This window comes from Nonomuraea sp. NPDC003201 (assembly GCF_053590415.1).
This window is the reverse complement of record NZ_JBSFTC010000005.1, coordinates 22,599-39,988: the sequence shown is the minus strand read 5'-3', so window position 1 is coordinate 39,988 and position 17,390 is coordinate 22,599. Positions and strand designations below refer to the sequence as shown.

General features: G+C 72.6%; 16 protein-coding genes. 5 read left to right on the top strand and 11 right to left on the bottom strand.

Translation table 11 applies throughout. The features are described from left to right. The 3 genes from ACWDX9_RS04130 to ACWDX9_RS04120 are packed head-to-tail and all read right to left on the bottom strand — an operon-like array spanning position 1 to position 2,395. Complete coding sequence (locus ACWDX9_RS04130; RefSeq protein ID WP_449948810.1) at positions 1–594, bottom strand: hypothetical protein; 594 nt, start codon at positions 592–594, stop codon at positions 1–3. Then, the gene (locus ACWDX9_RS04125) at positions 591–1,172 is read right to left on the bottom strand and encodes an RNA polymerase sigma factor (RefSeq protein ID WP_350738430.1); all 582 of its coding nucleotides are present in this window, start codon (positions 1,170–1,172) and stop codon (positions 591–593) included. The genes ACWDX9_RS04130 and ACWDX9_RS04125 overlap by 4 nt, the downstream gene beginning before the upstream one ends. Positions 1,173–1,225: 53 nt before the next feature. Beyond that, complete coding sequence (locus ACWDX9_RS04120; RefSeq protein ID WP_449948806.1) at positions 1,226–2,395, bottom strand: Gfo/Idh/MocA family protein; 1,170 nt, start codon at positions 2,393–2,395, stop codon at positions 1,226–1,228. 220 nt (positions 2,396–2,615) lie between these two features. Between ACWDX9_RS04120 and tdh the strand changes: the two genes are divergently transcribed. The 4 genes from tdh (at position 2,616) to ACWDX9_RS04100 (ending at position 7,292) form a co-directional block, all read left to right on the top strand. After that, the gene (tdh, locus tag ACWDX9_RS04115) at positions 2,616–3,716 is read left to right on the top strand and encodes an L-threonine 3-dehydrogenase (RefSeq protein WP_449948803.1); all 1,101 of its coding nucleotides are present in this window, start codon (positions 2,616–2,618) and stop codon (positions 3,714–3,716) included. After that, on the top strand, positions 3,717–4,886 hold the full coding sequence (locus ACWDX9_RS04110) for a glycine C-acetyltransferase (RefSeq protein ID WP_449948801.1): 1,170 nt from the start codon (positions 3,717–3,719) through the stop codon (positions 4,884–4,886). 201 nt (positions 4,887–5,087) lie between these two features. Next, positions 5,088–5,990, top strand: a complete 903-nt coding sequence (locus ACWDX9_RS04105) for a LysR family transcriptional regulator (protein ID WP_449948798.1) — start codon at positions 5,088–5,090, stop codon at positions 5,988–5,990. Positions 5,991–6,125: 135 nt separating this feature from the next. After that, the gene (locus ACWDX9_RS04100) at positions 6,126–7,292 is read left to right on the top strand and encodes an MFS transporter (protein WP_449948795.1); all 1,167 of its coding nucleotides are present in this window, start codon (positions 6,126–6,128) and stop codon (positions 7,290–7,292) included. A gap of 130 nt (positions 7,293–7,422) precedes the next feature. Here the strand turns inward: ACWDX9_RS04100 and ACWDX9_RS04095 are convergent, their stop codons facing one another. From ACWDX9_RS04095 to lhgO, 6 genes are all read right to left on the bottom strand, one after another. Then, entirely contained in the window at positions 7,423–9,081 is a 1,659-nt protein-coding gene (locus ACWDX9_RS04095; RefSeq protein WP_449948791.1) for a YfjP family GTPase, read from the bottom strand. After that, positions 9,078–10,919 (bottom strand): ABC transporter, encoded by a 1,842-nt coding sequence (locus ACWDX9_RS04090; RefSeq protein ID WP_449948790.1) that lies wholly within the window; start codon positions 10,917–10,919, stop codon positions 9,078–9,080. Before ACWDX9_RS04090 ends, ACWDX9_RS04095 begins: the two co-directional genes overlap by 4 nt. Positions 10,920–11,017: 98 nt before the next feature. Further along, entirely contained in the window at positions 11,018–11,671 is a 654-nt protein-coding gene (locus ACWDX9_RS04085) for a response regulator transcription factor (protein ID WP_350738546.1), read from the bottom strand. A gap of 65 nt (positions 11,672–11,736) precedes the next feature. Beyond that, complete coding sequence (locus ACWDX9_RS04080; RefSeq protein WP_449948788.1) at positions 11,737–13,149, bottom strand: sensor histidine kinase; 1,413 nt, start codon at positions 13,147–13,149, stop codon at positions 11,737–11,739. Continuing rightward, positions 13,149–13,841 carry a response regulator transcription factor gene (locus ACWDX9_RS04075; RefSeq protein ID WP_225963761.1) on the bottom strand — a complete coding sequence of 231 codons (693 nt, stop codon included), beginning with the start codon at positions 13,839–13,841 and terminating at the stop codon, positions 13,149–13,151. The genes ACWDX9_RS04080 and ACWDX9_RS04075 overlap by 1 nt, the downstream gene beginning before the upstream one ends. Positions 13,842–13,858: 17 nt before the next feature. Continuing rightward, positions 13,859–15,049 carry an L-2-hydroxyglutarate oxidase gene (gene lhgO / locus ACWDX9_RS04070; protein ID WP_364263702.1) on the bottom strand — a complete coding sequence of 397 codons (1,191 nt, stop codon included), beginning with the start codon at positions 15,047–15,049 and terminating at the stop codon, positions 13,859–13,861. Positions 15,050–15,166: 117 nt separating this feature from the next. On the opposite strand from lhgO, the gene ACWDX9_RS04065 reads away from it, so the two are divergent. After that, entirely contained in the window at positions 15,167–15,565 is a 399-nt protein-coding gene (locus tag ACWDX9_RS04065; RefSeq protein ID WP_449948785.1) for a hypothetical protein, read from the top strand. 6 nt (positions 15,566–15,571) lie between these two features. On the opposite strand, the gene ACWDX9_RS04060 is transcribed toward ACWDX9_RS04065, so the two are convergent. Together ACWDX9_RS04060 and ACWDX9_RS04055 are read right to left on the bottom strand one after the other, a co-directional pair. Continuing rightward, positions 15,572–16,504, bottom strand: a complete 933-nt coding sequence (locus ACWDX9_RS04060) for a superoxide dismutase (RefSeq protein WP_449948784.1) — start codon at positions 16,502–16,504, stop codon at positions 15,572–15,574. After that, complete coding sequence (locus tag ACWDX9_RS04055) at positions 16,501–17,388, bottom strand: SDR family oxidoreductase (RefSeq protein ID WP_449948781.1); 888 nt, start codon at positions 17,386–17,388, stop codon at positions 16,501–16,503. The genes ACWDX9_RS04060 and ACWDX9_RS04055 overlap by 4 nt, the downstream gene beginning before the upstream one ends. Positions 17,389–17,390 lie beyond the last annotated feature (2 nt).

Here is a 17,390-nt window from a genome sequence, read left to right as displayed (position 1 = left end):
TCAGTGCGAGAGGGGGGCGTCCGTGGTGTCCACCAGCTCGCAGTCCGCGATGGGGCCCTCGCCGACGCGGGCCCAGACGCCCGCCACCACGCCGCCCCCGACCTCCCCGACGCTGAACTCCAGCACCCCCGTCTGGCCGGGCCCGATGACCTTCGGGTCGATGACGAAACCCGGCTCCATGTCCTCGGTCGGTTCCCAGCCCTTCGGGGCCGGGAACACCGACAGCGGCGCCTCCTCCTTGCTGAGGAAGTGGCTGCTGCGCGGCTGCGGGCTGCACTTCTTGCCATGGGGGATGTAGTCCACCACCACGTTCGCCCCCATGGCCCGCAGGTCCTCCTGGAGCCTCTTCGGGTCCTTGGCCTCGTTGATGGTGATGCGGATGAGGCCCTCGGGCCCCTTGGTGACGGCGTACGCCGGAGCGCCGCCGAGCAGCAGCGGGACCGCCACCGCGGCGGCGGCCGCCAGCCCGGCGACGGGGGCCAGAAGGGCCGGGAACCGCCTGCGGGCGGGCCTGCGGTCGATCTCGGTCATCACGAACTCCTTGAGCAGTCGGTGACGGCCCTCGGGAAGATCGCGTTCGGTCGGCCGGCTCATCGGATCTCCTCCTTCTCGGGGCCGGGTTCACCTACTACCTGTCGGGTCGCCGGCGGCGGTTCCCCGGCGGCCGCGAGTTTCTTCCTGGCCCGCGACAGCCGGGAGCGCACGGTGCCGACGGGGATGCCGAGCGCCTCGGCCGCCTGGGCGTAGTCGAGCCCGGCCCAGACGCACAGCGCGAACACGTCCTGCTCCTGGCGGCGCAGCCGCCCGTACGCCTGCCGCACCGCCGCCAGCCGCCCGGCGTCGTCGATGCGGCCCACGACCTCGTCGGCGAAGTCGGGCACCTGCTCGCCCCTGGGCAGCCTGGCCAGCGCGTCGTCGTGCCTGCGGGCGGCCCGGCGCACGTTGCGGGCCACGTTGGTGGCGATGCCGAGCAGCCAGGGGCGCAGCGAGCCGCCCTCGGGGTCGATCCGGCCCCGTAACCGCCAGGCTTCGAGGAACGTCAGCGCCATCACGTCCTCGGCCGTGGACCAGTTGGCGGTCAGGCGGAAGGCGTGGTTGTAGACGGATTTCGCGCAGTCGTCGAAGAGCTCCCCGAACGCCGCCTGGTCCCCGTCGCGTATGCGGGCACGCATCGACATATCCACATCTGTCTACTGTCCGCGCGCCGCGCCGGGTTCCCGCGGGATCAGCTCTGGCCGTTGTCGAAGTACGCGGCCAGCTCCGCGTCCAGGGGCGGCACGTCGTACGGCATGCCCCCGTCGCGCAGCGACATCGTGGCCATGTAGCCCGCCGCCACGCTCATCCTGGCCGCCACCGGCGAGGTGTCCGTCGCGCCGCCGTCCCGGACGAACCGGCAGAACTCCGCCACGATCTGCGCGTCCGCTCCCCCGTGCGAGCCCTCCGCCGGAGGCACCTTGTACGCGATGTCGCAGTCGTCCCGGTAGGCCGTGGGACCCCGGTTCCAGACCTTGACCGTGTCCCCGGGCTCGTCGCCGAAGTTCTCCAGGCGGCCCTCCGTGCCGATGACCGTGTAGTTGCGCACGTAGTCGGGCGTGAAGTGGCACTGCTGGTAGGCGGCGATGACGCCGTTGTCGAGCCGCATGTTCATCACCGAGACGTCCTCGACGTCCACGACGTGGTGCAGGCCGGTGCGCGAGGTCGGCGGCCACTCGTACTCCTCGAGCCACCCGTCGGGCCGCGGCGTGCCGGGCTCGCGGCGCGGGAGGTCGCCGTAGACCATGAGGTCGCCGAACGCGTTCACCCTGGTCGTGTAGCCGCCGGCGAGCCAGTGGATGACGTCGAGGTCGTGGGCCGCCTTCTGCAGCAGCAGGCCCGTGGTGCGGGTGCGGTCGGCGTGCCAGTCCTTGAAGTAGTAGTCGCCGCCGTAGGAGACGAAGTGGCGCACCCAGACGGTCTTCGGCTCGCCGATGTCACCCTTGCGGATGATGTCGCGCATGAGCCGGACCACGCCCATGTACCGCATGTTGTGGCCCACGTACAGGCGGGTGCCGGTGTCGCGGGCGGCGCGCAGGACGTTGTCGCAGCCCTCGACGGTGATCGCCATCGGCTTCTCCAGGTAGACGGCCTTGCCGGCCTGGAGGCAGTCGATGGCGATGCGCTCGTGGGTGTCGTCGGGGGTGTTGACGATGATCGCGTCGAGGTCGGGCCGGTCGAGCAGCTCGCGGTAGTCCCCGGTCAGGAACTCCGCCTCGAACCGCCCCGCCTGGCTCTTGAGCACCGCCGGGTCGGAGTCGCACAGCGCCGTCACGACCGCGCCCCTGCCCGGCCGGTGCGCGTGCAGGGAGAGGCTCGTCCGCAGCCCGAGGCCGATGACTCCGATACGCAGGTCTTCCACTGATGTCCCTTCCCGAATCAGCCGCAGCAGACGCCAGGCTAGTACTCATTTGTGCAGATAAACAGCTTGAATCATGCAGCTCTGAGCAATACAGAGTCTGCGGACTCGCCTTTGCTGGGGCGTGAAGCGGAGCTGTGGGGGCACTTAAGAAAGCCTCGATGGACATCCCGGGAGGGGAGCGGGCACAGTGCGTTAGGTTCGGACTGGGGGGAATGGAGCCATGAAAGCGCTGGTCAAAGAGAAGGCCGAGGCCGGCCTCTGGCTTGTTGACGTGCCCGAGCCCGAGGTGGGTCCCGGCGAGGTGAAGATCCGGGTCCTGCGGACCGGCATCTGCGGCACCGACCTGCATATCCGGAAATTTGATGACTGGGCGCGGCATACCCTGACGCTCCCGTTGATCGTCGGGCACGAGTTCTCCGGCCACGTGGTCGAGGTGGCGCCGGGCGTCGAGGACGTCGCCGTCGGCGACCTCGTCAGCGGCGAGGGCCACCTCGTGTGCGGCAAGTGCCGCAACTGCATGGCGGGCCGCAGGCACCTGTGCCGCAACACGGTGGGCCTCGGCGTCAACAGGGACGGCGCCTTCGCCGAATACGTCACGCTGCCCGCCTCCAACGTCTGGGTGCACCGGGCCCCCGTCCATCCCGACGTGGCGGCCATCTTCGACCCGTTCGGGAACGCCGTACACACCGCACTGTCCTTCCCCCTGGTCGGCGAGGACGTGCTGATCACCGGGGCGGGCCCCATCGGGCTGATGGCCGCGGCCGTGGCCACGCACGTCGGCGCGCGCAATGTGATGATCACCGACGTCAGCGACGAGCGGCTCGACCTGGCCGGCAAGCTCGGCGTCTCCCTCGCCCTGAACGTCTCCAGGACCTCGATCACCGAGGGCATGCGCCAGCTCCACATGCGCGAGGGCTTCGACGTGGGGCTGGAGATGTCCGGCAACCCGCAGGCCATGCGCGACATGATCGCGAACATGACCCACGGCGGGAAGATCGCCATGCTCGGGCTGCCCGCCGAGGAGTTCGCCGTCGACTGGGCGACCGTCGTGACCTCCATGATCACGATCAAGGGGGTGTACGGGCGGGAGATGTTCGAGACCTGGTACAACATGTCGGTCCTGCTGGAGAAGGGCCTCGACCTCACCCCCGTCATCACCGACCGGTTCCCGTACCAAGACTTCGACGCCGCCTTCGACACGGCCGCGAGCGGCCGCACGGGCAAGGTCATTCTCGATTGGAGCGGAGGAGCTCGGCCGGAGAGCGCGAGGGACGAGCCAACGGAGGCCGAAGCGGCCGCGACCATGAACAGGAGCGCCTGAATGTTCACGAACGTGCGCGAGCAGCTGCGTACGACGCTCGACGAGATCACCGAGGCCGGACTGCTCAAGCCCGAGCGCGTGATCGGCTCCCCGCAGAGCTCGTCGGTGAGCGTCGCCGGGCGCGAGGTCCTGAACTTCTGCGCCAACAACTACCTCGGCCTGGCCGACAACCCCACCGTGATCGAGGCGGCCAAGGAGGCGCTGGACCGGTGGGGGTTCGGCATGGCGTCCGTACGGTTCATCTGCGGCACCCAGGAGGTGCACAAGGAGCTCGAAGCTCGCCTGTCGGACTTCCTCGGCATGGAGGACACCGTCCTCTACAGCTCGTGCTTCGACGCGAACGGCGGCGTGTTCGAGACCCTGCTCGACGCCCAGGACGCGGTGATCTCCGACGCGCTCAACCACGCCAGCATCATCGACGGCATCAGGCTCTCCAAGGCCCAGCGCTTCCGCTACGCCAACCGCGACATGGCCGAGCTGGAGGCCCGCCTCAAGGAGGCGTCGGACGCGCGGCGGCGGCTGATCGTGACCGACGGCGTGTTCTCCATGGACGGATATCTCGCGCCGTTGCGGGAGATCTGCGACCTGGCCGAGCGGTACGACGCCATGGTGATGGTCGACGACTCCCACGCCGTCGGCTTCGTCGGGCCGACCGGCCGCGGCACGCCGGAGCTGCACGGCGTCACCGACCGGATCGACATCATCACCGGCACCCTGGGCAAGGCGCTCGGCGGCGCCAGCGGCGGCTACGTCTCGGCCCGCAAGGAGATCTGCGAGCTGCTGCGCCAGCGCTCGCGCCCGTACCTGTTCTCCAACTCGCTCGCCCCCGTCATCGCCTCCGCGTCGCTGCGCATCCTCGACCTGCTGGAGACCTCGAACGAGGCCCGCGAGCAGCTCCGCTCCAACACGGCGCGCTTCCGGGCGGAGATGGCCGAGGCCGGGTTCGACATCCTGCCCGGCGACCACCCGATCGTGCCCGTGATGATCGGCGATGCCTCCGAGGCCGCGGCGATGGCCGAACGCCTGCTCGACCTCGGCATCTACGTCATCGGCTTCTCGTACCCGGTCGTGCCGCACGGCCAGGCCAGGATCCGCGTCCAGCTCTCCGCCGCCCACTCCGCGGAGGACGTCGACCGCGCCGTCCAGGCGTTCATCCAGGCCCGCGGCTGACACCCCGCCCGGAAGGGCGGCCGACCGCCGGGGCCCTGAGCGCGCAGAGCCCCGGCCGTCCCGGCCCGCCGCCCTGGCCGACCGCCCTCGCCCGGCCGTCCTGACCCGGTCGTGCGTGGTCATGACCGGCGGGTGAGTATTCTCGCTGCGACGGATCCCAGCGATCGGGCGCGCCTCACGGAGTGAGGCAAAGGAGCACGGTTGATAGACGCGCGGCGGTTGCGCACGCTGCGGGCGGTGGCCGACCACGGCACGGTGACCGCCGCGGCGGCCGCGCTGCACCTCACCCCCTCCGCGGTGTCCCAGCAGCTCGTCGCGCTGGAGCACGAGGTGGGCCACCGGCTGTTCACCCGCGACGGCCGCGGCGTCCACCTCACCGCCGTCGGCAAGATCATGCTGGGCCACGCGAACGAGGTGCTCTCCCAGCTCGAACGCGCCAAGGCCGAGGTGGCCGCGTACGCCACGGGCGAGGCCGGCGAGGTCACCGTGGCCTGCTTCGCCACCGCGATCGGCGCCGTGCTCTCCCCCGCCATCGCCGCCCTGCGCGCCACCTCCCCCGGGCTGCACGTACGCGTGCTGGACGCCGAGGGCGACCACAGCCTGGCCATGCTGCTGGACGGCGAGGCCGACCTGGCCGTCACGGTCGAGTACCGGGGCGCTCCCGACGCGGCCGACCGGCGCCTGTCCCGGCTGCCCCTCTACGCCGAGCCGTTCGACCTGGTGCTCCCCCACGACCACCCCTTGGCGTCGGAGGCGACCTTGACCTCGCTCGCCTCCGAGACCTGGATCGGCCCCTACCCGGGCAACCCGGTGCACGACGTGATCACGTTCGCCTGCCAGCAGGCGGGTTTCACGCCGAACCTCGCCCACTGCTCCGACGACTTCCGTGCCGTCGTCGCCCTGGTCGGGGCGGGGGCGGGGGTGGCCCTGGTGCCGCGGCTGGCCCTGCGCGACATGGCGCTGACCGGGGTGGCGGTCCGGCGGACGCCGGGGCCCGAGCGCCGCGTCTTCGCCGCCGTACGCCGCGGCTCCGACGCCCATCCCCTCCTGCGCCCGCTCCTGTCGGCGCTGCGCACGATCGGCCGCTCTCTCGACGCGGGGTGAAACAACCCCGGTTTATCCGGACATCTCCTCAGGTGTGTTCGCCGATTGGAAGGACCGCCGCATGGGGCCGCCCGCGCCCGAACAACAAGGCAGAGGGCTGCGCGGTGTCCTGATCTTCGGGATAGCGTGCGGCCCATGGGAGGCCCGCGTCATCGAACCCTGCTCGGCCTGCCCGGCGTGCCCGCGCAGGCCGTGCTCGGGTTCCTGGCGCAGCTCACGCAGCAGGTGGCGCCCATCGGGACGGTGTTGGTGGTGCAGGGCGCGAGCGGCTCGCTGACGCTGGCGGGGGTGACCGCGGCGGCGTTCGCCATGGGGGTGGGCATGGGGCGGCCGGTGCAGGGGCGGCTCATGGACCGGCGCGGGTCCAGGCCGGTGCTGGCCGTCACCGCGCTGGTGCACGTGGCCGCGCTCGTCGCGCTGGTCGTGGCCGCCGGGGACCGGCTCTGGTGGGTCGTGGTGGCGCTGGCCTGGGTGGCCGGGGCCGGGCTGCCGCCGGTCTCCGTGAGCATGCGGCTCGAATGGGGGCGCCGCGTGCCGGACGAGGGGCGTACCGCCGCCTACAGCCTGGTCTACCTGGTGCAGGAGCTGGCCATGCTGGTGGGACCGCTGGCGTTCGGGGCGGTGATCGCGCTGACCACGACCTCGCTGGGGCTGGCTCTGGTGGCCGTCGCGGCGGGGGCCGCGACGCTGGGCTTCGCCCGGGCACTGCGGTCGGGGGCTCGCGGGCCCGAGCGGGAGCGCGGGCGGGTGTTCGCGGACCGGCGGATGGCGGTGCTGCTGGCCGTGGTGCTGCTGCTCGGCGGGACGCTGGGGGCGCTGCAGGTGGGCGTGCCCGCGCTGGCCACCGCCCGCCAGGCGCCCGCGGCCACCGGGGTGCTGGTGGCGGCGCTGTCCGTGGGCGGCATCGCGGGGGCCGCCGCCTACGGCGCCCGATCCTGGCGGTCCCGGGCCGGGGTGCGGCTGGTGGCGCTGATGCTGGCGCTCGGGGCGGTGCTGGCGCCGCTGGCGCTGGTGGAGTCGTGGCCGGTGTTCTGGATGGTGCTGTTCGGCGGGGGGCTGGCGCTCAATCCGGCGCTGACGACGTCGTCGCTGCTGGTGGACGAGTTCGCGCCGGGGGCGCAGGCGGAGGCGTTCGGGTGGGTCTCCACGGCCATCGGCGTGGGGGGTGCGCTGGGGTCGGGGGTGGCCGGGGTGACCGGGGAACGATTAGGGGCCTCGGCGCCCTTTCTGGCGGCCTCCGGCCTCGCACTGGCGGGCGCGGCCCTGGCGACCGTCCTCCTCCGGCGCGACGGCACGCGCTGAGCCGCGCTGCTCCCGGCCCGGAGGCACGGGCTGAGCCGTACTGCTCCCGGCCCGGAAGCACGCGCTGAGCCGTACTGCTCTACTGCTCCCGGCGCGACGGCATCGCGCGTTCCGGGTGAGCCGGGCGGGTTCAGGCGCGGGCTCGGGTGAGTGCCTCGGTGAAGCGGGCGTACCGGCCGAGCTCCGCCCGCACGGGGGCCAGCACGAGATCGTCGCCGACCCGGCCCACGGCCGTGCGCAGGGCTCTGGCCGTGCGCCGGGCCCGTCGCCTGCCGCCCGCCCAGGCGGCCAGCCGGGACAGCAGCGCGATCAGCACACCTGCCAGCGCCCCGCCCACCAGCAGCACCGTCGGCCACGGCACCACGCCCACGGTCGGGAGCGGCGGCTGCGGCAGGCGCAGGTAGTCCATCCCGAACAGCCCGCCCAGCCACAGGGCACCGGCCAGCATGGCCGCGAACACCAGCCACTGCAGGACGTTCACGGCCCGCCACCACCTGGGCCGCCGCGTCGCACCGGCGGACGTCGTGGCCACCACCCGGTCCACCGCGTCGGTCAGCTCCTGGGAGCGGGACCGCGCCGCCTGCCGCACCGCCGCCGCCCACGGGCCGGGCAGGTTCGCCGCGGCCGCCTCGCCGACGTCCCTGATCGCCGTCTCGACCCTGGCCCTCTGCACGGCCGAGGCCGCCGGGACGGACGTACGGCCGACGACCTCTGCCCCAGGCCCCTGCCCCGAACCGGCCGACTTCCCCGAAGACCCACCCGCGGGCAGCTCGCCCACCGGGGCCATGGCGCCGATGCGGAGCCTGCGGAGCGGGTCGGGCCTGAGCTTGCGGATCCAGCGGGTGACGGGCCAGCCCGTGGCCACGACGGCACGGTGCCGGTGCCCCTTGGCCACCGCCTCCACGACCAGCGGCACCCCGGCCGCCTCGCAGAGCGCGGCCGTGAGCGCCCGGTCCATCGCCTGACCCGCCGGGGCCTCCTCCGGCGCGCCGAGACGGGCGGCGGCGGTGGTGATGTCGGCCGCCAGGCGGGTGGACCAGGACTTGCGCTCCGCGACGCGGTCGTTCAGGAGCGCGCGGAGCTCCGCGAGGCCGGCGCCGGTGCGGGCGGAGACGGCCAGGACCGGCACGCCCGCCAGGCCGTCCTCGTCCAGGAGGCGGCGCAGGTCTCGGAGGCAGCGGTCGACGGCGCTCTCCGGCAGGCGGTCGACCTGGTTGAGCACCACCAGCATGACGCCTCGGTGGGCGGCCAGCCGGCGCAGGTAGCGGTCGTGGAGGGCGGCGTCGGCGTACTTCTGCGGATCCACCACCCAGACCAGGAGGTCCACCAGCTCCACCAGCCGGTCCACCTCCAGGCGGTGGGACACCTGGATGGAGTCGTGGTCGGGCAGGTCGAGGAGGACGAGTCCGGACAGGTCGGAGGCGGAGGCGGAGGCGGCGGGGTGGCGCTGCGGGATGTCCAGCCAGTCCAGCAGCGGGCCCGAGCCCTCCCCGTCCCACAGCGCCGCCTGCGCGGCCGAGGTGGTGGGCCGTACGACGCCCACCGCCGCCAGGTCCGTGCCGGCGAGTGCGTTGTAGAGCGACGACTTGCCGCTGCCCGTCGCGCCCGCCAGCGCGGCCACGGTGTGGTCGATCGAGAGGGTACGGCGCACGCCGGCCCGTTCGGCGACCGTCCGCGCGCCGGACACCGCCTCCTCCGGCAGCCGCCCTTCGGCCAGCTCGGCGGCCTCCAGCAGGGCGGCCAGGCGGGAGTCGAGGGACGGGCCCTCCTTGCGGCGCAGCAGCTTCACGGCGTGTCCCCCGCGTCCTGTCCGTCCCCGGTCGCGCCTTCTCCACGCGCGGTCGCGTCCTGTCCACCCGCGGTCGCGCCTTCTCCACCCGTGGTCACGTCCTGTCCACCCGCGGTCGCGTCCTGTCCGCCCGCCGCCGTCGCCGGGAGCTCCGCGCGGTGGGCGTGGATGCGCTCGGCCGCGCCGCGCAGCGCGTTCGCCGTCCCCCGGGGCGGCTCCATCGCCTCCAGCTGGGCTGTGAACCGGTACGACTCCTCCTCCAGCAGCAGCCGCACCCGATCCCGCAGGTCGTCCCGCGCCCGCACGGTCAGCGTCCGCACGGCCTGGTCGCCGAAGACGGCCTCCAGCAGCTTCTGCGACAGCAGGCTCGTGCCGCCCGCGATCCCCACCTCGATCCCGGTCAGCCCGCCCGTGGAGGCGAAAACGCCCAGCATGAGCAGCAGCCCCGCCCCGTTCACCCCGAACGAGGCCACGCGGGCGGCCGTCCGCCGTTCGCGCCCTTCCTCGCGTACGAGGTCCAGGACGAACTCCTGCCACCCCCGGACCGTCGCCTCCGCGCGCTTGCCCACGTCGGGGGCGGCGCGGCCGAGGCGGGCGGACTCCATCGGGCCGAGCCGCTCCAGCAGGCCGGGCCCGCCGGGCGCGGCCGACCAGCCTTCCAGGGCGCGTTCGGCGGACCCGTCGGCGGCGCCCCTGATGAGCGCCCCCACCCCGCTCTCCAGGGCGTCCCTGAGCTGGCCCTCCGGCATCTGTCCGGTGAAGAAGCCGACGATCCTGTCGCGCAGCCACCCGACCCGGCTCTCCAGGGAGCGCATGAGGTCGCCGGTGCCGATGAAGTCCTGCCAGCGGGCCAGCACCTCGCCCCGCAGCAGCGACCCGTCGCGCATGCCCGCGTCGAAGTCGGCGATGCCGCCCGCGTAGGCGCCCGCCACGACGGAGCGCAGGGTGTCGAAGGCGGCCTGCTGGCGTTCGACGGCCACGGCCAGCGCGGGCACCCGGGTGGCCAGGCTGTCGAGCGCCCCGGACAGCGTCTGGCGTACGACGCGGGACCGCTCCGCCGCGTCGGTGGCCAGCCCCGTGAGCCAGGAGGAGATGGGCCGCACGGTCTCCTCCGGCAGCCTGGCCTTCTCCGAGGGCAGCGCCGCCTCGGGGACGGTGAACAGCAGCGTGCCGTCGAGGCCGTTCTCGGCGAGGAGACGGGTCAGGTCGCGCGAGATGGGCTCGACGGCGTCCGGGGGCACCCGGTCGAGTACGAGGGCCAGGGCGGTGCTGCGTTCGCGGGCGGAGCGCAGGAAGCTCCACGGCACCTCGTCCGCGTAACGGGCGGCGGTCGTGACGAACAGCCACAGGTCGGCGGCGGCCAGCAGCTGGGCGGCGAGCTCCCGGTTCGCGACCACCACCGAGTCGATGTCGGGCGCGTCGAGCAGCGCGAGGCCGGCGCCCAGCGCGTCGGAGGTGACCACCCGCAGCGCCCCCGGGCCGGTGCCGGTGGCGCGGGACAGGCCGGGCAGCACGTTCTGGCCCATGAACCAGGTCTGGTCGGCCGGGCTGACCACGAGCGTGGGAACGAGCGTGGTGGGCCGCAGCACGCCCGGCTCGCTCACGTCGGCCCCGACCAGCGAGTTGACCAGCGTGGACTTGCCCGCCCCCGTGGACCCGCCGACGACGGCCAGCAGCGGCGCGTCGAGCGCGCGCAGCCGGGGCAGCAGGTAGTCGTCGAGCTGCCCGGCCAGCTCGCGCAGCGCACGCCGGTCTCGCGCCGCCTCACCGACCGCCAGCGGGAACAGCTCGCGATCCAGCGGCCGGCGCAGCGCCTCCAACGCGGCCAGCAGATCCATACGGCCCACGCTAGTCTCCGGCGCGGCCAGCGGCTCCATACGACCCACGCTACGGTGAGCCGCGTCCGGCGGTCCACCGCAGGTGGCGAGTGTCGCGCCTAGCCGGGCGGCTCCCGCAGCACGTAGCCGACGCTGCGGAGGGTGTGGATGAGCCGCGGCTCGACGTCGTCCACCTTGCGCCTGAGGTAGGACACGTACGACTCGACGACGCCCGCGTCACCGCCGAAGTCGTAGTTCCAGACGTGGTCGAGGATCTGGGCCTTCGACAGGACCCGCCCCGCGTTGACCATGAAGTAGTGCAGCAGCTTGAACTCCGTCGGCGACAGCCGCACCTGCCGGCCGGCCCGCCACACCTCGCGGGCGTCCTCGTCCAGCTCCAGGTCGGCCACCTTGAGCTTGCTCGCCGGCGCGCCCTCCCCGCGCGTGCGCCGCAGCACCGCCCGGATCCTGGCCTGCACCTCTTCCAGGCTGAACGGCTTGGTCACGTAGTCGTCGCCCACCCGCAGGCCCGCGATCTTGTCCTCGGTGTCGCCGCGCGCGGTCAGGAACAGCACGGGGGCGTCGATCCGCTTGGCCACCTCGAACCCGTCGAGGTCCGGCAGCATCACGTCGAGCACCACGAGGTCGGGCGAGGCCCGGTCGGCCACCTCCACGGCTTCCTGCCCGTCGGCGGCGGTCAGCACCTCGAACCCGGAGAAGCGCAGGCTGGCGGACAGGAGGTCCCTGATGCTGGGCTCGTCGTCCACCACCATGATCAGCGCCTCGGGTTTCGTCACCTACTTAGAGTGACCCAGCGACCTGAGGGTTAGCTGAAGGCTCACTCCAAGGCGAGTGGGAGTTCGACCCGGAAGGTGGAGCCGGCCTCCGGCGAGCTGTCCAGCGTGACCGTGCCGCCGTGGGCCTGGACCAGCGCCCGCACGATGGCCAAGCCGAGCCCGCTGCCCCGGTCCTCGCCGGAACGGCGGCGCGATCTTGCGGAGTCGGCGCGGTAGAAGCGTTCGAAGACGTGCTCGACCTGCTCGGGCGTGAGTCCGGGGCCGTTGTCGACGACCTCGAGGAACAGCGTCTCCGAGCCCGCCCCGATGCGCACGATGATCGGCGAGCCGGGCTCGGTGTGGATGATCGCGTTGGTGACGAGGTTGCTGATGACCTGGCGCAGGCGTACCTCGTCGCCCGAGACGATCAGGGCCGCGCCGCCGACCACGTCCAGCTTGATGATCCGGTCGGGCGCGAGGATCCTGGCGTCCTGCACGGCGTCCGCGGCCAGCGCCAGCATGTCCACCGGGCGCATCTTCAGCGGCCGCTGCTGGTCCACCCTGGCCAGTAAAAGCAGGTCGTCCACCAGCAGGCTCATCCGGCCCGCGGCCTTCTCCACGCGCTGCATCAGCTCGGCGGGGTCGGCGCCGGGGTTCTGCCTGGCGTACTCGGCGAAGCCGCGGATGGAGGTCAGCGGGGTGCGCAGCTCGTGGGAGGCGTCGCCGACGAACTGGCGCATGCGGTCCTCGGAGCGGCGGGCCGCCGCCTCCGACGCCGACCGCGCCGCGAAGGCGGCCTCGATCTGGGCGAGCATCCCGTTCAGCGAGTTGGCCAGGCTCCCGACCTCGGTACGCGGGTCGGCGTCCGGCACCCGGCGGCCCAGCTCACCGCCGGCGATGGCCTCGGCCGTGCGCTCGATCTGGCCGAGCGGGCGCATGCTCCGCCGCACGATCGTGATGCCCGCGACGGTCAGGAGGAGCAGTATGCCGCCGCCGCCCAGCAGCTCGATGAGCACGAGCCGCCTGGTGATCGCGTCGACCTCCTCCAGGTCCACCGCGACCACGAGCGTCTGCCGCTGGACCACGCGCTCCAGCACCCGCCACTCGCCGTCCCCCTTGATCGCCGGCGCCGTGTACGCCTCCGTGCCCGGCGAGGGCGACAGCACCGGCTTGGGCTTCAGGTCCACGTCGCGGTCGGTCAGCATCGGCACGAAGTCGCCGCCCGGCTCCTTGACCAGGATGATCGCGTCGGACTCGATGATGATCGGCCGCTCGGAGGTCTCCCTGTCCTTGCGCCAGTCGCTCACGACCTTCTTGTGCATGCGGGCGTTGAGCAGGCCGAGCTGGCTGTCCACCCGGTCGATGAGGTAGCCGTGCAGCACCGAGACGCTCACCAGGCCGATGAAGGTCATGCCGAACCCCAGCAGGGCCAGCATCGACGCGATGAGCTTGATCCGGAGCGGCAGGCCGCGCATCAGGGACTCGGTGGCAGGCGTAGGACGTATCCGACACCGCGCAGGGTGTGGATGAGCCGGGGGCTGCGGTTGTCGATCTTCCGGCGGAGCACGGACACGTACGACTCGACGATGCCCACCTCGCCCCGGAAGTCGTAGTCCCACACGTGGTCGAGGATCTGCGGCTTGGACAGGACGCGGCCGGCGTTCGTCATGAAGTAGCGCAGCAGCTTGAACTCGGTCGGCGACAGCGCCACCGCGTTGCCCCCGCGCCACACCTCGTGGCTCTCCTCGTCCAGCTCGATGTCGGCGAACGTCAGCCGCGGCGGGGCGGCCGGGAGGTCGCCGTTCGTACGGCGCAGGACCGCGTGGATCCTGGCGACCACCTCCTCCAGGCTGAACGGCTTGGTCACGTAGTCGTCGCCGCCGATCGTGAGCCCGCGGATCTTGTCCTCGGTCTCGTCACGGGCGGTCAGGAACACCACGGGCGTGTGCAGCCCGCCGCCGCGCAGCCGCCGGACGATCTCGAATCCGTCCAGGTCGGGCAGCATGACGTCGAGCACGACGAGGTCGGGCCGGTGCCGTTGCACGGCGGCGACGGCGTCGTGGCCGCTCTTCGCGGTGGTCACGTCGAAACCCGCGAACCTCAGACTCGCGGCCAGGAGCTCGAGGATGTTGGGATCGTCCTCGACGATCAGCAGGCGTGATTCCATCACATCCAAGGATGCCCTCATCGGACGAGTGCTGGGACAATTCCGGCAATGTGCCGGGCAATCGCCAGGCTGGAGGTGGCGGCGGGCGAGGGCGCGTTGCGCACCAGGACGATGTTGCCGTGCACGTCCACCACGAAGTCGTCGACCAGGCGGCCGTCCCTGGCGACGGCCTGGGCGCGGACGCCGCCGGGGGCCCGTACGAGGTCGGCGGCGGTGAGCTCGGGGACGTAGCGGCGGGCGCCCCGGACGAACGCGCCTTTGACGAGGGACCCGTAGACCTCCTTGATCCCCGTGCGCCAGTGGCTCCTGGCCATGCGCAGTGTCCCCGGCCAGCCAAGAATTTGACCGAAATTTCGGATATTTCGCCAGGTGTAGCCTTCGTAGGCCAGGGCGAGCACCGCGTTCGGCCCCACCAGCACCCCGCCGTCGATCTGGCGCGTCAGATGCACCCCCAGGAACGGGTAGCGCGGATCCGGCACCGGATAGATCAGCCCGCGGACGAGATCCTTGGCCGCGCCCTGGAGCGCGTAGAACTCCCCTCGGAACGGGACGATCCGCACATCTCCCGGATGCCCCGCCATCCCGGCCACCGTGTCGGTGCCCAGGCCGCCGCAGACCACCAGCCGGTCGAAGGTGAACTTCCGCTTGGCCGCGAGCACGTCCACGCCCCCGGACCGCTCCCTGATCGCCCTGACCGGATGCGAGAGCCGTACTGACCCGCCCATCTCCTCCACGTCGAGCGCGAGCCGCCGCGCGACCGCGGGGAAGTCGCAGATCGCGGTGTGCGGCGAGTGGATCGCGCCGACGCCGACCGCGTGCGGCTCGATCTCGCGCAGCGCCAGCCCGTCGAGCTCGGCGATGCCCGGCACGCCGTTGGCGCGCGCCCGCTCGGCCAGCGCGCTCAGCAGCGGCCGCTCGGCACGGGTGCTCGCGACGACCAGCTTGCCGACCTCGTCGTACGGCAGCGCGTTGGCGGCGCAGTACTCCTTGAGCAGCGCCACACCCTCGCGGCACAGCCGGGCCTTGAGCGAGCCCGGCGGGTAGTAGATGCCCGCGTGGACGACGCCGCTGTTGTGGCCGGTCTGGTGGGCGCCGACGTGCGGCTCCTTGTCCAGCACGGTCACCTCGGCGCCCCTGGCCTTGGCCAGCTCGCGCGCCACGGCCAGGCCGACTATGCCCGCCCCCACGACTCCGATCTTCTCCGTCACACGACGATTTTCCGGCTAACCGGCCGTCCCCGCTATATCCGGGCGATCCAGCACTTGAGCCGGTGAGCACAGCGGGCCTTTAAAGGACATTCAGTCGAACATGAGTACGATGGCGGCATGTATCTTCCGCCGGAGTGGCCACCCGAGGTCCGGCCACCCAGCGTCCCCGACTGGGAGTTGTCCGCCACGACCTGGCTTCTGGACGCGCTCCCGCCGGACTACCGGCAGCACGAGGTCCTCCGGCGCCATCCGATCGCGCTGGTCAGCATGGCGCGCTATCACGTCGACGCCGCCGTCGAGGCGGCCAGGACCGGCTACCGGAAGGCCGCCGTCGACCTGAAGGGGCACCTGCCGCCGCACGCGATCGAGGCCGTGCTCGACGTCTACCGGCACGAGGGCCCGCGCCTGGTCCGGCTGGCCCGCTCGATCGAGGTGGTCGGGCAGGCCCTGCGCGGAGAGTTCTTCACCGCGACCATGCGCGGGCAGGGGCGGCGGACGGGTCCCTCGCCGTCCTGACGCTGGTCAGGGCCGGGGGATGGCGACGGCGTCGTACGGCGTGTCCGGGGTCGGCGTCGTGTCGAAGCGGGCGTTGGGGAGGTACAACCGGGACCCGAAGGCGGCCACGGTCGCCGGCACGTCGAACCTGGGATCGCTCACCCGCCGCACGACGCGGCCCTCGGTCCCCGTCGCGTTCAGCCGCAGGACGGCCACGGCGTTGAGCCGGTTCTGCACCGCGTACAACGTCCGGCCGCGCAGCAACAGGCCGTCGCCCTCCCGCAGCGACTCGCCGTGCAGGTCCACCCGGCGGGTCGCGCCGGACGGGTCGACGCGGAACAGCCCGCCGGTGTTCGACTGCACGACGATCAGGCCCCGGCCGTCCGGAGTGGGCGTGATGCCGTTGGCGTTGAAGCCGTCGCCGTACTCCAGGTCCCCGGTGAGGGGGATCCGCACCGCGGTGGCGGGCAGCCGTCCGCCGCGCAGCGGCAGCTTGTAGAGCACCGGGTTGGTGGAGTCGGTGAACCACGCGGCGTTCCGGGTGAGGATGACGTCGTTGACGAACGCCGGGCCGGTGACCAGCCGGTAGGAGGCCAGCACCCGGCCGGTGCGGGAGTCGACGACCCGCGCGTCACCGCCCGTGCCGCCCGCCACGAACAGCCGGCCCCGCGAGTCGAGTTTCATGCCGAGTGACGGCGTGCCGGGTCCGCGGCTGATGATCGCGCCGCGCCCGGTGCGCAGGTCGGCGCGGTAGATGGAACCGTCGGCCATGGAGCCGATGAAGGCGAAGGGTCCGGCGCCGGTGGCGATGCCCTCGGGCTGGAAGCCGTCGGGCAGCGAGATCGAGGCCGGAAGTTCCCCGGCCCGCCGGTCCGCGACCGCTCCGGCGGGGCCGCCCATGGTGACGGCCAGCGCGAGCGCGGCGAGGATCGCGCCGAGGGCCCTGATCGATCGCGTCACTTGGCGCCTCCGGTCGGGGTGAACGCCGCGGCGTGGTCGCGGGCGAAGTCGGCGATGTCGCGCGGAGGGCGGCCGAGGAGGGCGGCGACCGTGTCGGTGGTGAAGTCGCCCCAGCCGGAGGCGTACGCCTGCGCGTACTCCTCCAGCATGTCGACGATCCAGGTCGGGACGCCGTAGCCGAGCAGCGTCTCGCGCTTGGCGTCGTCGCCGACCGGCAGGTACGTGACCGACCTGCCGAGAGCGAGGCTCAACTGATCGGCGACCTCGTCGAACGTCAGCGAGCGCGGGCCGGTGAGCGTGTACGTCTCGCCGTGGTGACGGTCGGGGTCGTCGAGGAGCACGCGGGCGGCGCACCCGGCGATGTCGCGTACGTCGATCATGCCGATCCGCGCCGAGGCCAGGTTCAGCGAGAACGTGCCGGTGGCGGCGATGTCGGCCGCCTCGTTCAGCAGGTTCTGCATGAACCAGTGCGGGCGCAGGATCGTCCAGCGCATACCCTGCCGTTCGAGCTCCTGGTCGGACAGCGCGTGCAGCCTGCCGCTGCGGTTCGGCGCGTCGTGCGCCGCGCCGACGACGGACAGGCGGACGACGCGCTCCACCCCCGCCTGGCGGGCGGCCCACCCGGCGTTCATGCTGTGCTCCGGGGCGCGCGGGCCGTTCGGGGTGAGCAGCCACACGTCCTGCACGCCCTCGAAGGCGGGCGGCAGCGACCGGGCGTCGTCGAGATCACCGACGAAGACCTCGGCCCCCTGCTCGGACAGGCCGTCCACGCCGGATTTGTCGCGGACGAGAGCGCGGAGGCCGACCTCGGTTCCTTTCAGCGCGTCGATCAGCGCGGTGGACACGGTTCCGGTGGCCCCGGTGATCAGTACGGTGCGTGACACGT